General features: G+C 59.2%; 15 protein-coding genes. 7 read left to right on the top strand and 8 right to left on the bottom strand.

The window, feature by feature from the left end:
• The first annotated feature begins 102 nt into the window (after window positions 1-102).
• A complete protein-coding gene (locus tag IPM54_45070; GenBank protein ID MBK9266935.1) occupies window positions 103-1518 on the top strand; it encodes a glycoside hydrolase family 1 protein in 1416 nt (471 codons plus the stop codon).
• Window positions 1519-1531: 13 nt separating this feature from the next.
• A complete protein-coding gene (locus IPM54_45065) occupies window positions 1532-2968 on the top strand; it encodes an MFS transporter (protein MBK9266934.1) in 1437 nt (478 codons plus the stop codon).
• Between the two features lie 15 nt (window positions 2969-2983).
• Here IPM54_45065 and IPM54_45060 read toward each other — a convergent pair whose 3' ends face one another.
• The 4 genes from IPM54_45060 to IPM54_45045 form a co-directional block, all read right to left on the bottom strand.
• Window positions 2984-4468 carry a hypothetical protein gene (locus IPM54_45060; protein ID MBK9266933.1) on the bottom strand — a complete coding sequence of 495 codons (1485 nt, stop codon included), beginning with the start codon at window positions 4466-4468 and terminating at the stop codon, window positions 2984-2986.
• 26 nt (window positions 4469-4494) lie between these two features.
• On the bottom strand, window positions 4495-5589 hold the full coding sequence (locus IPM54_45055) for a hypothetical protein (protein MBK9266932.1): 1095 nt from the start codon (window positions 5587-5589) through the stop codon (window positions 4495-4497).
• A gap of 161 nt (window positions 5590-5750) precedes the next feature.
• A complete protein-coding gene (locus IPM54_45050) occupies window positions 5751-7292 on the bottom strand; it encodes an aldehyde dehydrogenase family protein (protein ID MBK9266931.1) in 1542 nt (513 codons plus the stop codon).
• Window positions 7293-7341: 49 nt separating this feature from the next.
• Window positions 7342-8613 (bottom strand): hypothetical protein, encoded by a 1272-nt coding sequence (locus IPM54_45045; GenBank protein ID MBK9266930.1) that lies wholly within the window; start codon window positions 8611-8613, stop codon window positions 7342-7344.
• Between the two features lie 157 nt (window positions 8614-8770).
• Between IPM54_45045 and IPM54_45040 the strand changes: the two genes are divergently transcribed.
• Window positions 8771-8911 (top strand): hypothetical protein, encoded by a 141-nt coding sequence (locus IPM54_45040; GenBank protein ID MBK9266929.1) that lies wholly within the window; start codon window positions 8771-8773, stop codon window positions 8909-8911.
• A 722-nt stretch (window positions 8912-9633) separates the two neighbouring features.
• The gene (locus tag IPM54_45035; protein ID MBK9266928.1) at window positions 9634-10152 is read left to right on the top strand and encodes a hypothetical protein; all 519 of its coding nucleotides are present in this window, start codon (window positions 9634-9636) and stop codon (window positions 10150-10152) included.
• 95 nt (window positions 10153-10247) lie between these two features.
• On the opposite strand, the gene IPM54_45030 is transcribed toward IPM54_45035, so the two are convergent.
• Window positions 10248-10637 carry a hypothetical protein gene (locus IPM54_45030; GenBank protein MBK9266927.1) on the bottom strand — a complete coding sequence of 130 codons (390 nt, stop codon included), beginning with the start codon at window positions 10635-10637 and terminating at the stop codon, window positions 10248-10250.
• 137 nt (window positions 10638-10774) lie between these two features.
• Between IPM54_45030 and IPM54_45025 the strand changes: the two genes are divergently transcribed.
• The 3 genes from IPM54_45025 to IPM54_45015 all read left to right on the top strand — a co-directional run bounded on the left by IPM54_45025 (window position 10775) and on the right by IPM54_45015 (window position 13409).
• Entirely contained in the window at window positions 10775-10933 is a 159-nt protein-coding gene (locus tag IPM54_45025; protein MBK9266926.1) for a hypothetical protein, read from the top strand.
• A gap of 69 nt (window positions 10934-11002) precedes the next feature.
• The gene (gene thiD, locus IPM54_45020; GenBank protein MBK9266925.1) at window positions 11003-11809 is read left to right on the top strand and encodes a bifunctional hydroxymethylpyrimidine kinase/phosphomethylpyrimidine kinase; all 807 of its coding nucleotides are present in this window, start codon (window positions 11003-11005) and stop codon (window positions 11807-11809) included.
• Between the two features lie 238 nt (window positions 11810-12047).
• Window positions 12048-13409, top strand: a complete 1362-nt coding sequence (locus IPM54_45015) for a HAMP domain-containing histidine kinase (protein ID MBK9266924.1) — start codon at window positions 12048-12050, stop codon at window positions 13407-13409.
• Window positions 13410-13422: 13 nt separating this feature from the next.
• Here the strand turns inward: IPM54_45015 and msrA are convergent, their stop codons facing one another.
• The 3 genes from msrA to IPM54_45000 are packed head-to-tail and all read right to left on the bottom strand — an operon-like array spanning window position 13423 to window position 15605.
• The gene (msrA, locus tag IPM54_45010) at window positions 13423-14082 is read right to left on the bottom strand and encodes a peptide-methionine (S)-S-oxide reductase MsrA (GenBank protein ID MBK9266923.1); all 660 of its coding nucleotides are present in this window, start codon (window positions 14080-14082) and stop codon (window positions 13423-13425) included.
• A gap of 60 nt (window positions 14083-14142) precedes the next feature.
• Window positions 14143-15063 carry a hypothetical protein gene (locus IPM54_45005; GenBank protein MBK9266922.1) on the bottom strand — a complete coding sequence of 307 codons (921 nt, stop codon included), beginning with the start codon at window positions 15061-15063 and terminating at the stop codon, window positions 14143-14145.
• On the bottom strand, window positions 15060-15605 hold the full coding sequence (locus IPM54_45000; protein MBK9266921.1) for a DUF350 domain-containing protein: 546 nt from the start codon (window positions 15603-15605) through the stop codon (window positions 15060-15062). Before IPM54_45000 ends, IPM54_45005 begins: the two co-directional genes overlap by 4 nt.
• Window positions 15606-15653 lie beyond the last annotated feature (48 nt).

Below are 15653 nucleotides of genomic sequence, written 5' to 3'. Positions count from 1 at the left end.
CCCGGGTCTTGCCCGCGCCACGCGCGCTGCGCCAATCTTTCAAGTGACTGCACAAAAGTCTTTTCAAGTGTCACGACTTCGTAGCATCCTGGAGCCCGTCCGATGAACCTTGCCCGACTCGCTCGCACCGCATTCGATTCGCTCACCAAAGACCCGCATCCGCCGCCGTGTGCTCTTGGTGCCGCGGATGTGCTCGAAAATGTGCGCTCGTCGCTGCCAGCCGGGTTTTTGCTCGGTACGGCCACCGCGGCGCATCAAATCGAAGGCGGGCTCGACAACGATTGGACCGACTGGGAACGAGGTTCTCACGCGGACGGTTCGCCGCATGTCAAGGATCGCACGGTATCGGGCGCAGCGTGCGATTCATGGAATCGATTCGACGAAGACTTGCGGCTCATGCGACGCCTCGGCGCGAATGCATATCGATTCAGCGTCGAATGGAGCCGGCTCGAACCGGCCGAGGGCGTTTGGAACGAAGACGCGGCCGAGCGATATTTGTCGTGGGCACGCGCTTTACGTAATGCTGGCATCGAGCCTATGGTCACGCTTCATCACTTCACGTTGCCGCGATGGGTGGTTACGCAAGGGGGCTGGATGAGCGATCGGACCATTGATCTGCTGGCTGCATTCACGAAACGCATTGCCAGAAAGCTTGGCAGCGCGGTGGATTCGTGGTGCACCATCAACGAGCCCAACGTGCTCATGGCAATGTCGTATATCAAAGGGGTTTTTCCTCCGGGGCTGAAAGACCAACGCCTTTGCGCACAAGGCCTCGCGCGGCTCCTGCGCGCTCACGGACGCATGACGGAAGCGCTACGCGAACACGATACCGTTGATGCGGATGGCGACGGTTTTTCCACGCGCATTGGTTTGGCGCATCATGTGCGTATTTTCCAGCCCGCCACTCGCCATCCATTCGATCGATTGATTGCAGGATTCACGGATCGTTTTTTCAATCAAGCAATCATCGACGCCATAGCAGCCGGTCGAATCACGCTATCGATTCCAGGTGTCGTGGACATCGACGAGGACGCACCCGAATTGAAAGGTTCGCTCGATTGGCTGGGTATCAACTATTACGGGCGAGACCACGTTCGTGCAGACTTGTCGGATCCGTCGCTTTCCGAGCAATACGTGCCGGCCGAGCGTCCCGTGAGTGATCTCGGCTGGGACATTTATCCCGAGGGAATGTATCAAGTGCTCAAACGGTACAGTGCACTCGGTTTGCCGCTTTACGTCACCGAAAATGGCATAGCGGATCAGCGCGGTGACAAGCGTCCCGGTTATTTGCGCTCGCATTTCGAGGCGCTCGTGCATGCCGCGCGCGATGGCGTGGACGTGCGAGGGTATTTTCATTGGTCGCTCCTCGACAATTTTGAATGGGCCGAGGGGTACGAGCCGCGGTTTGGCCTCTATCGCGTCGATTACGATGATCCGGACAAACGTCGTGAACCTACCGAGGCTGTAAAGACATTTCAGCAAATCGCAAGGGGGCTTGGCCTGACGCCCGAAGGCTGATGGGGCATCGAGTATGGCAAACGTAGCAAAACTTCCCACATCGAAGCTCATTTTATTCGCATTGGGCCAGTTTGGGTGGTCGTTGAGCTCGTTTGGCGTTGCCAACTTGATGAATTATTTCTACATGCCGCCGGAATCGGGCAAAGTAGCCCTCTTTCCGACGTACATTCACACCGGTCGCATCTTGGGTTTCTTGACGGTCCTCGGGATCATCACCGCCATTGCGCGCACCTTCGATGCCATCACGAATCCGCTGATCGCCAATTGGTCGGATCGAAGCACTTCACGCCTCGGACGCCGAACGTTTTTCATGGCATTCTCGGCATTGCCCGTGGCCCTTTTGTCCGTTCTGGTATTCTTGCCCATCGCGCCGACCGAAAGCCCGCTGAATGCATTGTGGCTTGCCGGGGTCTTGCTCGCTTTTTATTTCTTTTTCGTCTGTTATACGACGCCCTATACGGCGTTGCTCAGCGAATATGGCCACACGCCCGAAGAAAAGCTGTCTCTGAGCACGGCGCTCTCCGTGACCTGGGCGCTCGGGTTTGCCTTGGGACAAGGCGTGTTCGCCATTCAGCCAATCGTCGAGCAAAGTCTGGGGATGAGCCCGGCGCGCGCTTTCCAATTCGTCATGGCAGCATACTCCAGCGTTTCGCTCGTGTGCATGCTCCTGCCCGTGCTGTTCGTCAAGGAACGTGATTATGCAGAGCCACACGTATCCAAGGATAATGTGCGGCAAGCTCTGGCGGCGGCATTCAGCAATCGCAACTTCGTCCGGTTTGCGCTTGCGGATCTGACCTATTGGGTGGCGTTGACGTTCATTCAAATGGGCATGGTCTTTTATTTCACGACGCTCCTGCACCCGAAGGACGACATCCGTGAAGACACGGCGCTCGTGACGACGCTCATGACCGTGATGTTTCTCGCGAGTTTCGTGTGCTACTTGCCCGTGAACATTGCGACCAGAAGGTTGGGCAAAAAACGCGTAATGCTCGTGGGGTTTGCCATGTTTTCACTCGTGTTCCTTCTCGTCGCGGCCATGGGGGTCGTGCCAATGCCCAAGATGATTTACGCATACCTCGTGGCGATCGTCGCGGCCGTTCCCGTGGCCATCTTCGGAATTCTGCCGACGGTCGTCGTGGCCGATGTCGCCGAAGGGGATGGGCATCGATCGGGCAGCCACAAGGCGGCCATCTTTTTCGGGACGAGAACGTTCGTCATGAATTTGGGTATTGCCCTGGCAAACTTTCTTTTTCCTTCGTTTCTGCTGCTCGGCAAAGACGTGCAGAATCCTTTCGGCGTGCGGCTCAGCGCCGCGGCAGCCTTCGTCTTTTGCTTTTTGGGACTTTTGCTGTTCTCGCGTTACGACGAAGAAGAAGTGCTCGCGGACGTGCGCAACAAATACGAGAAGCAGGATTCGAAAGGCGCGCCGGCCGTCATTGACGGCGCGTGAGAGCGCGCGCAATGATCAGGGCGTCAATACACCCGTGAGCGCCGACGCGTAGGCGTTCGTCGTACCGCTCTTGAACGGCGTCGTCGTGTCGAAGCTCGCGCGTACGGAGACGCGAAAGTAGTAATAATACCCGAAACTGAGGAGACCGTCGGGAATGCGGAGCGTGGTATCCGTGGTCGAAAACACCGCAATCGTGCGTGTCGTGGCGCCGCCAGGATCGAGTCTCCGAATGGCAATGATATAGACTGCCGGAGTGCCCAAGGACGGAGGCGAAAACGTCACCGTCGGGGTAAAACCAATCCCCGTGAGCGTATCCTGGGCTGGCATGTCATTGACTTTGATGTCGAGTGGAGGCCCAATGAGAGGTACGGCTGGGGTGACGAAGGACGAGGCGGGCGCGCTTTGACCGATCGTGACGGCGGTGGATTTCGAAATGCCCGAAGGCAACACGTGCGTCATGGCAAACGCTACGTCCGCCGATACGACCTCGGCCCACGCAGACGGAAAAGGATTGCCGTAGGAAAAACTCTGCGGAAGTGTTGCGCTGGGTAATGCTTCGCAAAGCACAAGGTTCGGGGTAATGGATACCGTGGCTCGTTCGCCGCCCGGTTCGGCGATGAGTCGCACGTTTTTCCCGACAACCGTGGCGGTCGAGTGCACGTCCGACGCAAACGCATTGAACGCCGATGCCGTGATGTCGATGGGCAAATCCTTTTGTGGAACGTCTGTAAATGTGCCCGAAACGCTCGTAAGTTCTCCGTCGGTTTGCGTAAACGTAGGCGGCTCGAGCACTTTGCGAACGGATTGGTAGGGTGCCGTCAGGTGGGCCGTTCCGGCAAGTTGGGTAATGACGGCTTTATCGCCCTTGTCGCCGCTGACGAGCGTAGCGTTCAAGAGGCGCGACGTGTCGACGCGATAATCGTTCAGCGACGTCGTGCCGGTCGTGGGAAACGTGCCATTCGTGGGAAGCAGCGCTCCGGCGGATCCGGAACCGAGTGAAAAGAGCTCCAGCGCATCGCCATCCGACCAAGGTTCTAGATTGGTTGCCGAAAGTGCGATTTCCGTAGGTTCCGTTTCGATGAGCTCCGCATCGGGGCGCCCCGCATATACGCGCCCGAGGTCGATGTTGCGCGGTGCATTCACGATATAACGTGGTGGCAGCGTTCCAGCGCCGTAGAGCTCGACGAAACGAAGGTCATAAGGCACTTCGGGGACGTTTGAAATGACGAACGATCCATCTTTGTTGATGAGCGCAGGGATTTCACGCGGCGTGCCATCGTCACCCGGAAAAACCGCCGCCACTTCGTATTGCGAAGGCTCGCGCATATTCGGCATATCGCCGTTTTCGGTCACGTGGACATCGATGATGGTCCCGGTGACATCGGAAACGGGAGGGCCAGGTGGCGGAGGAGGATTATCGATGGTGTCGCCGCAGCCGATTGCAAAGATGGCGCTCGAGCAGGCCAAGCCGAGGAAAAAGCGCATGCTGCGGCGTATCATGATTGCGGTTATGGTGCAACGGCCTATCAATCTCTGAGCAAAATATCCAGCTCGAGCGTGCTGAGCGGCAGGCCGGCCGCCGTGCCTTCTCGGCGATTTGCAGCAAGCGTCACCTGAGAGTGGGGTTTGCCCATTGCCGCAACGAGGCCCGCGAAATAGCCCGAAAGCATGGGTGTAAACCAAGGCAAAAGCCAGGTTGGCACTCCGCGCGCATGGATTCGCAATCGATTGCGTTCGTCACGGGTGACGTCCCATTCCCCGAAGTTGTAATATCGACTCGCGAGCGGTCGCAATCGCAAATGGAAGTCATCCGAGGTGCGGCCCTGAAGCAGCGCGCGATAAGCATTCTGGACGTCGTGCACGGCTTGCGCGCGACCTTGCTGCTGCGCAAATACGTCGAGCGGAATGCGGGTCATCTCCGAAACAATCGCGCTACCCGCCGCCAACGGCAAGAGATCGTAAAAGCTGCCCGCTAGAAATGGCTGCGCAAAAAAATCACGCATTGGCTTGCTCGGAAGAGCCGCCGAAAAGGCACGAATACCTCCATCGACACGATGTTGACAATAATGGAGCAATCCGCGATGCGCCAATCCCTTGATTTGAAATGGTCCCTCGCCAGGCCGCAGCGGCACCTCGGCATACCATTGGCGCTCGGAAGAACTATGCGGCGCCGAGCTATGCGGCGCGGAGCTATGCGGCGCGACGCTATGCAATGAGCGCTCGGATACAGCCGATAACGTGCCGCTGCCACGTAATGCCGTCGGGGGACGACTCGTCCGCAAGGTCGACTTCGTATCACTTGCTGGGGGGGCGCTGATGCGTTCGGACGATAATAGCGCCACGCTGGAACGATCCGCCGACGGAGGAATGTTGAATGTCTGGCGATCGAACGACGGCGCAGGAGGTGCCGCCCAGCTTGCTCGCTCAGCGGCAGCGCGATCCGTAGAAGGTGGCGGCGGCGCTGGCGTCCAGCTCTGTCGCTCGACAGGCGCCGGCGCGGGCGGAGGCCAGCTCTGACGCTCTGGAGACACAGGTACCCAGCTCGTTCGCTCTGTCGCCGCAACCGGCGGTGGTGGGGTCGTACGTCGCTCGAAGGGGCCCATTCTAAGATCTTCCGGCATGAGATGCCGCGCGCTCGTGCCAGCTTACAACAAGCTTCACGCTCTTGACTAGCAAGATTCTCACGTTTTTTGACGGCTTCGACTGGAATGTTGCCTTACGCTACATCTCTTACGCAGTTGGATTCTCACATTTCACAGTGCAGTGGCGTATAGGAGCGTTCTCACGCCCAATCGCGCTCGTCAATCGACATTCCCTTGGGCACGGGCGCCGAACCAGTCGATTCGACAATTCCAGCGACGGGATATGCACAATAATCGAGGCTGTATGCACCAGCCGGGCGGTGATTCCCAGACAAACCAATTCCGCCAAATGGCAATTTGCTGCTCGCGCCTGCCGTGCCCGTATTGACGTTGACGCACCCAGCACGCATTTCACGGAAAAATCGCTCGATGGTCGTTGCGTCTTGGGTGAATATCGATGCCGCAAGTCCAAATCGCGTCGCGTTGGCGTGAGCAAGGGCGTCGTCGAACGAATCTGCAATGGCCACGCGCACGAGCGGCCCGAATACTTCGACATCGGCACCCGCGCCTCGAGCGTCCGCCGTGAAACCATCGACACGAACGATCCCTGGCGAAAGGAAAAACCCACCGGCGCTCGTTTCGATGCTGCGCGCTTCGAGGAGCACCTCGGCCCCCTGCGCCGCAAATCGAGCCTGCGCATCGAGCACCGACTGCCTGGCTTCCGCCGTGATGATCGGCCCCATGAATGGTTCGGGATTCGCAAATGGATCGCCGACCTCCAGCCGAGACGACATCGCGACGATCGCTCGGACAAACTTGTCCGCGACGGCTCGATGCACGATGACTCGACGCGTGCACGTGCAACGCTGCCCCGTCGACACGAACGCGGACCGCACGATTTCAATGGCAGCTTGGCGAAGATCCGCATCGGGCATCACGATCGATGGACTGTTGCCGCCCATTTCAAGGGCCAAAATTCGGCCTGGATCGTCGAGGTTGAGCTCCATGATCTTTCTTCCGACAGGCCACGATCCCGTGAACAAAATGCCGCCTACCAAAGGATGCACGACGAGTCGCGTTGCAACGTCGGCGCCTCCATGAACGAGATTGATGACGCCTGGAGGTGCTCCTTCGGCCACGAGCGCTTCTTGAAGCCACGTTGCCAACATCTGTCCAACCGCAGGTGCTTTGTCGCTTGGTTTGAACACCAGGGTGTTACCGAGCGCCAGGGCGGGAATGATGTGCCCGTTCGGCAAGTGCGCAGGAAAGTTGTACGGCCCGAGGACCGCCATGACTCCGTGAGGCCTGAAAAAAGCGCGTCCCGTGCGCGTTGGGCCGAGCGAAACTTCGAACGCACGCACGCGACGCATGCCCCCGTGCTCGGATTCATCGAGCGTAATGTCGACCTTCGCCGCGAGCAAATCTGCTTCGGCACGCGCATCCCAAAGCGCCTTTCCGGTTTCGCGCGCGATGAGGCGAGCCATCTCGTCCGCGCGCGCGCGACACAGATCGCGGTAGCGCAAGAGCGCCGCGTACCTGCGTTCAGCCGGCAAACGTGCCCATGCAGGCTGCGCGCTCGCTGCAGTCGCAACCGCTCGATCGACGTGCGCGAGCACGGGACTCGCACGCCAGACGATCTCGCTCGGGCGAGCCGGGTTTGTCGAAACGATCGCTTCACCCGATAGCGCAGCGGTTTCGCCGCCGATGATGTCAACCGGAGGGATGGGGGACGCAGAGAGCATTGCCGCAAGCGTTCGAGGTGTCGCGGCGTCTGTCAAGTGCGCCCCGCGTTTACTGCGGGGCAAATGCAACACCGCGATACAACGTGTTCACCGGGGATGTCGCAATGGGCACGATGATCGGGGAGAACCCGGGCTCATCGAAGACCGACAAGATGCGGTTCGTCGGCGACTCCGAAGTCGTTGCGATGATACGCACGCCCGTTCCCTCGATCTTTGCGGCGAGTCCACGCACGCCGGACGTTCCATCCCCGAAGGTTGTTTCATGCAGCCAGGAAAAACCGTCGTAGACCCACCGCTGGATGCCGCCGCCGTTCAAGATCGCTCGATCGTCGGCGACGTAAAGCGTGTCGACGCCTGCGACGGCAGGCAAACGATCGACCAGGGCAAACGCGTAGGGGCTCGGTCCGGTCGTCGTGGGCATGCCTGGGAGCGGCGTTGCGGTTTGTCCTGACGATGTAGGTACGCCCGTGCCAATCGTGAAGACATTGACGAACGTCCCTGCGCCCGACGTGCCGTAGAGCTGGTTCGATACGACATTGACAAACCTTGCATTGCTTGGAGCGGCAAGAATTTGCGTCGTACCGGACGCGCCGAGCGTCGTATGGTGAACGCCGCCAAGGGAAGCCGTTCCATTGCCCGAAACCCATATCGATATGCCGTCGGTCGACGTCGCTCCACGCACGCTGCTCGTGCTGAACGCGGTGCCGAGCGACGTCGTCGTATTCACGACGCCTTGTGCATCGATACGACCCACGACGCGCGGATAAACGTTGGCATCCGTCGTGTTGACGACGGGCGTGCCCGCATCGGCTCCATAACCCGCGAGAACCACGTACTTTCCGTTCGACGACAGCGAAAGATTGCCTTCGGCGCTTGCCGATCCCGAAAGCGTGAGCGGCCAATTGGTGCCCGAAGCAAACCCGGGAAGCTCGATCGTGGTTTTACCAGGTGTGGGCGATCCGTCGGTTTGCAAGTGCTCGATGTAGACCCGCGTCGCGGTGCCCGTGAGCGCGCTGATACCGTCTCCGACGCGAAGCACGACGAACGAAGCTGCCCCGCCGCCTCCACCGCTCGAACTGGACGACGATGACGAGGACGCTGCGGACGACGAAGAGCTCGATGCGCTGCTGCTACCTCCGTTTCCGCCGCCTGAACCTCCGCCTGATCCACTGCTCGACGAGCTGCTCGATGATTGAGCTCCCCATTCGCCAGCCTCGCCGCCGTCGCCGTTGCCGCCGATGCCGGGACGCGTGGTGCCCGTGGCGCACGAGGAAATGGCGAAGGGAGAAAGGACGAATGCGGCGCAAGCGATTTTGGTCATTGTGCACGAGCGGCGTAGGAGCACGGAGGGGCCTTTCTGAATGGAGCGTGGATCCACGACTCGGTTTGCGTGTAAGCTTGGCGCGACCTCGCGCGTTTTGGGGAACAATATGACCTGCAAATGCATCTGTCTTGGGATTTTTACGAGTTATTTGATCGTGATGATGCTCGGTGCGCCAAGAGATGCTCGGGCGCAGCCGAGTGAAGAGCCCGAAATTGCGGCGCCGAGCGAAGAGCGATGCACGGAACGCGGCGAACGAAAGGCGATCGTGCGTCGTCGTGTTGCGCCTCCTCGCTAATCCTCGTTGTTCCGTTCCCCGAAGTCCGCGTGACAATTCAGGTACTTGCCGACTTACGATCGAAATCTTGCTGGAAAATCTGTTTTCGGCGTATAAGCGAAGGTGATCGGAGCGGCCTATGCGAAAGCTTGTGTCGACTGTTGTAGCGTTGGCCTTGTACGGTTCGTTCGCTGCAGCGTCAGGTGCGTTTGCCGGCACGCACGACAATACCGGGTTTTCCAAGCTTGTCGACAATCAGATTGACGAGACGCCAGAAGAAATGAGGCTACCGCTTTTCCAATGCGCATCTACAGCTTCAATGTGTGACATGACCGATGCAGTAGACGAGTCCGCCGAATTAGTCGATCCCCCGGTCGGAGCGTACATCATCGACCCAGACGAACCCGGCGCTATCATCCCAGCATCGCTAATGAACGAAATACAGATGTCCATCGATCCAACTGATGCATTGCAAGGGATCTTGCCTGACGACAGATGTGTCGAGAAGCCTTTTGAATGCCCCTATAGGACGAAATGCCAATGGCTCGCGTTTGGCGGGGCATGGTGCACCGTAACGTCGTGCGGAACCGGATCGTGCCCGATTTGTCCAGGCATGTTCCCCGGAGTGTTCGTCCAGTCATGGTGCGCGTATGGCTGCATGAAAGGCACGAAAATGGTCGGCGGCGCATTCATGATACAAACACGGTTTCGTTGGATTGGACCTGTCTGCATACCGGCGTAATATGATTGGAAACGATAACATGCATGGATATTTCGGCGATGGTACGCCCATCACGAAGGACTTCGCGACGGAATTCTCTCATGTCGTGAACGCCGCCAGTTGGATCGACATGCTGGCTGCGCCAAAATTATGGGCAGCGCTGCGTCGTATTCCCCCGAAAACATTTCTTCTCGAATTGGTCGAGACGTATCTCGAGTATGCAAGAAGCCGCCGCCATTATGCCTACATTCCGGAAGAGCAGGAACGACCGGATCTGAGCCTACGTGGTCCGGCGGTGCAACGCCTGCGCGATCTATTGCTGGGCTGGGAGCCTCCGCTGATTACGCCGGAAATCCAGGATGCAGCGCGTGCGGTATATCTAACCGAATACGGCGCGCCCCCCAAGGAATCGTGGGATGAAGCCGAACACAATTTTCCGGACACGCCGCTCGAAGCCTCCTTGATTTGGCCCGCGGGGCCATGGGACGAGGAGGCATTCCTGGCTGCACGAGTTGATAATGAGCCGCCGTCTGAGCTATGACGTTCGTAGCCGCAGCAAGGGCTGCGGGGCTCGAACTCCCCGCAGGGATGGCTTCGCGAAACCAGCATCCAACCATAGGTTTGGCATCCAATGGTTCATGGCGCTGATGTCGTGGCGCTCGGCGCCGGCCCGAAACGGGCGGGCACCGATGTTCCGGATGATCGCGGCCGCGCGGTTATCGGCGCCTTTCCGCTCGATGCCGGAGCATCCTTGACGACGGCCGATGGCGTGCCGTTCGGCGGCGCGGAGGTTCCGTCTTTGAATTGGCACGAATAGTCGCCCACGAAGATGTATTGCCGTTGGCACGAAATGGGTCGTTCGCCCGACGAGGCCGACGTGTACATCTTGAAGGTATGCGCCCATGGAGTTCGCTCGGCGCGCGTGTATTGTGCCGAGCATGGTGACGGTTGACCCTGACAAGCCAATTCCTTGGCCATCGTTTCTACTTCGGGCCCCACACCGTAGACGTTGTAGATACAGGCCACCGCAAAGCCCACAAAAAGCAAGGAAATCGTGTTGCGAACGAACCAGCCGATCGTCCCGAGAACCGGCGACGGACGGGAATCCCTCTTGGTAGATGAAGAATCTGACATGTGCGAACGATACATGCATCGATCACGTCATGCAAGACAAACGTTTGTCCGCGGAGCAGGTGAAAAGATACAGCGGGGATGCAGGTCGGTTGGGTGCGCATGGCGACCGCGGCAAGGCATCCTTGTGGGGCAAAAAGCCCACGAATGAAAGCAGACTGCCCATCACGTCACGAATGCGCGCGGCGTAGAGTGCACGCAGGACCGAAGCACGAGCGTCACGCTTGCATGCGGCGGCCTTCTCTAGTAATTCCTTCTATATGCAAGGGCGAGTTCTCATCGTTGCCGGTTCGGATTCGGGCGGCGGCGCAGGCATTCAGGCCGATCTGAAAACCGTCACGGCGCTCGGCGCTTTCGGCGCCACCGCCATCACCGCACTGACCGCGCAAAATACGCGAGGGGTTTTGGGCGTTTTTCCCATTCCACCAGACTTCATCGCGCAACAAATGGACGTCGTGCTCGAAGATATCGGCGCCGATGCCATCAAAACCGGCATGCTCCACTCCGCGGCCGTCATCGCTGCCGTTGCATCATCGTATGAACGCAATGCCCGAGGCGTCCCGCTCGTCGTCGATCCCGTCATGGTCGCCAAAGGCGGCGCTTCACTACTTCTGCCCGAAGCACGCAAGGCACTCGTGACGCGCCTTTTGCCCCTGGCAACACTCATTACGCCCAACCTACCGGAAGCAGAGGTTCTTACAGGACAAACCATTCGCTCCGTCGACGGCATGCGCCGCGCCGCGGCCAAACTCCTCACCATGGGTCCCACCGCCGTCCTCGTCAAAGGCGGACACCTCGAAGGCCCCTGTGTCGTCGACGTGCTGCTCACCCACGCTGGCGAACATTCATTCGAGGACGACCGCATTCTCTCGACGTCGACCCATGGCACGGGCTGCACGCTCGCTTCCGCCATTGCAGCAGGTATCGCGCAAGGCCTGGACCTCGCCGCCGCCACCGAACGAGCTCGAAAATACGTGCGCCAAGCCATTCTACATGCACCAGGCTTGGGCCACGGCCACGGACCACTCAATCATGCCGTCACCGTCGTGCCCATGCTGGATTCATGACCTTTCGACTGTTTCGGACGTCCCCATACTCGTGTGGACGTTGCACATAGACCGTTTTGTGAGAGCACGGCTACTGCGTGCAGAAACGGGTCGCTCAACCATCCCAAAAAATGTATTCTCGTGAACGTTGGGGTGGGGGTTGAGAATGAATCACGGCCTGAATTCTGACTTTGTTGGTTATCCATATTTAGAAGAATTTTCATCGACTGCTGACCATCGCGATGACGCGACACCGAAGGTGTGGGTCAAGTTTCGTTACGACCATCCAGGCGTATGGCAAGCGACGGAAAATATGCGCAAATCCGTTGCCATTGTCACGGATATGCTCGTTCGGACAGCACTCGAGGAATCTCGTTCACGATTTTTGGCGGATGCGAGCTTGCGACTTTTTGCATCACCCGACGAAGATTCGACGCTTGCTATGCTGTCTCGGCTGCTCGTTCCGGCGCTGGCGGATGGCGCGTGCATATTGTCGTGTCGAAATGCGGTGCTCCAATGCCGCTTTGTGGCCCACGCGGATCCGATGAAAGAAAGGTGCGTCCGCGTGCTCGGGGCGGGACTTTGTGCCGACGGAGGAAAACGGGCCGATTGGGTCGATCATGTTCTTCGTCGCGGGCGTTCGATCGAGCTCTCCGGACAGACCCTCGCGGATGCACTTGCATTTGGATCCCATGATTCCGATATTTCGGCCGCGATTGCCGGGCTCGATATGAGGTGGCTGGATGGTTTGCCGCTCGTGTCGCACAATCGTGTTCTCGGCGCGGTATTTTTGTTCGGCACGCCATTGCGACAGGAATTGGATGGTTCGGGCAAGGCGCTCTTGCAGGCGCTTGCGCATCGGGCGAGCATGGCGGTAGGCAATGCGCAGCTTCACGAAAATGCGCAGCATTCGATTCGAGCGCGCGAGCATCTCATGGCGGTTGCGTCGCACGATCTGCGCAATTCGTTGTCTCTTGCATTGATGAGCCTATCGGCGCTCGAAGTGCCCCTCGATGGTTCGAGCGCTCTGCCTCCGGCGTCACGCGTTGCGCTGCTGCGAAAAGGTCTTGGTCGAATGCAGCGGCTGCTCGACGATTTGTTGGACTTTGCCAGCGTCGAAACCGGACAGTTGTCGCTTTCGATCTGTGAACAATCGGCCGCGGCGCTCGTCGACGAGGCCATTGAAACATTCCGCGAAGCGGCTATGCACAAGGGGATCCAATTGGCTAGACAAACCCCGGATGGCTCCACCATGATCGAATGTGATTCGTTCCGGATTCTTCAAGTCCTATCGAATCTCATTGGCAATGCGCTGAAATTCACGCCCGCGGGCGGAACCGTCACGGTCGCGGCGGTCGCTCGAGAGGGCGATATCGAATTTTCCGTGGCCGACACGGGATGCGGCATTGCATCTTGCGATTTGCCGCGTGTATTCGAGGCTTATTATCGTGCCCCTCGGGCGGGCAATGGTGGGATGGGCCTCGGGCTATCGATATCCAAGGGAATCATCGAATCGCATGGAGGCAAGGCTTGGGTCGAAAGCCAGCTTGGCGAAGGCACGACCTTTTATTTTCGCCTCCCCAAGCATTTGCCCGCTCCCACCCAAAACGACAATTTCTAACATCCTCGAGCGCCTATTGGCCGGTAGAAAGGCCAATGGGACAGCTCACGCCCGTTCCTCCGAGGCCGCAATATCCGTCGGGGTTTTTCGACAAATATTGCTGATGATACTCCTCGGCATAATAAAGCGGCGGAGCGTCGAGAATTTCGGTGGTAATCGTACCGTGACCGGCTTTCGTGAGCTCTTTTTGATATTCGTCGCGCGACCGTTCCGCGGCTGCTCGCTGGGCCGGCCCATGACAATAGATGCCGGATCGATATTGCGTCCCCGCGTCGTTGCCTTGGCGCATTCCCTGGGTCGGATCGTGGTTTTCCCAAAACACCTTCAAAAGCTCCGCATAAGACACGCGACTCGGATCGAACACGACGAACACCACCTCGTTATGGCCCGTTCGACCCGAGCAAACCTCTTCGTATGTCGGATTCGGCGTGAACCCCGCGGCATACCCCACGGCCGTCGACGTCACGCCTTTCGTCTTCCAAAACTTGCGTTCGGCACCCCAAAAGCACCCCATACCGAACATCGCCAGCTCGCGACCTTCCGGAAAAGGCGGAACGTACCTGGTCCCGAGGACATGGTGCGTACCCGACACGTGCATGGGCGTGCTTCGCCCCGGCAGCGCGTCCTCTTTGGCCGGCATCTTCAGCTTCTGCTTCTTGTCGGAGAAGAACATGCCCTCATCTTGAAACCATCCCGTTCGATTGGAAAGGGCAGCCGCGCGTTTGTGGCGCGCTCAGCGCTGCTTCCGAGGTTTCGGACCCGGGACTTCTTCCGTCGCCTTGCCCGTCACCGACGAGCCCGACTTCGTTGCGCCTTTGCCACCGACGCGCACGGGAACGACGACCCAATCGTTTGGCCTCAAAAGATCTTTTGAAATCCAGCCAATCGGCGCGTTTTTTGCGGTTGTCTCGACGAACGCGTACGCTCGCCCGTCGTACGTGATCTTCTGACCCTGTGCGGGTATCGCCACACCCAGCATCGAGTGCCGATGCGCGTCCGACGTGAGCATCACGCTGTCGATGCCGAGCGAATCGAGCAGCATCAGGAGAAGTAGCGCCTTCGAGTCGCAGTCGCCTTTCTTTTGAGCAGCAACGAGTGCAGGCGGCAAAAGACCAAACGGACGCGTCTTCGGGATCTCGTACGGGATCGCTTGTACATACGACGTGACGAGCTCGACGGTTTGCACCGGATCGAGGTTCGCTTCACGCACACGCGCTCGAAAGCGCGCCGCGAGCGGTGCGACCTCGTCTTTGCTGTCCTCGGCGAGGCTCTCGAAAATGCACCGCATGCGGACGTCGCAACCCGGCGGCGGCGTCCACTTGAAGATGCCGTTGCCTTGATCTTTGAACTTCACGCGCTTCGCCAGCGCTAGGTGAGCTTCGTCGACTGCAGCTTGCTCGCTCGCTCCAAGCGCGTAGCGTGCTCGGTACACGGGCGGTTCGAGCCTTCGATCGCGCCAAGCGTATTTCGTGGCGCCTGCTTCCGGAGCGGTTTTTGGATACGCGGCGAGGCCGAGATCGACGCCAGGCGTGCTGTCGCTCGGCTCGGGTTCTTCCGCGATGATGAACGTGCTGAGATCGGGAAAGTTGCAGCAGCAACCAGTGACCCAAAGGGTGAGAATGACGTAAAAAGCGATGGATTTGCCGCGGTTCATGACGGCGCCACGACCTCGTCGCGAGCAAGCGTGGGCAGCGGCAGAAGCCCATCGAGCGCGGTTTCGAGGCCCGGAGCGACCACGAGTGCGATGACGATCATCACGGTTCCGAGCACGATGGCGGGCGCCACGTTGCCCTTGCGAATCTGCGCGATCTCGTCCACGCCGCGCGTCAGACGACTGAACAAAAACGTTCCGATCGCGAGCGTTGCAGCGCCGACGGCCAAGGACAGCGCTGCGTGCGCAATGCCATAAAGTGCGAGCTTTCCAAGCAGCGGCGCTTCGACTTGGCGACCGCGGATCAGAAAATCGATCGCTGAGAACGTTGCCGTCACGGCGTGTTTGGCGAGAAGGCCGAGCGACAAGAGGCCTGCTGCGGCGAGCACTGCGGCTGCGGCGTTGCCCTTTTCCAGCTCGGCGTCCATTTCGCCCGTGCGCAAAAGTCGCTCGAGCACGCGCGCTCCCATCCACACGCCCGCGGCGCCGACTAAAATGCCAAAGAGAATCTTGCCGATGCCAATCAGGAAGAGCGAAACGTTCACACGGGCGAGCGTAGCCCGACTTTGCCCGCGTTACGATGGCGTTGCGAG

The sequence above is a fragment of the Polyangiaceae bacterium genome, from assembly GCA_016715885.1.
Taxonomy (GTDB): domain Bacteria; phylum Myxococcota_A; class Polyangia; order Polyangiales; family Polyangiaceae; genus Polyangium.
The sequence above is the reverse complement of the archived record's forward strand: the minus strand, read 5'-3'. Positions and strand labels throughout refer to the sequence as shown.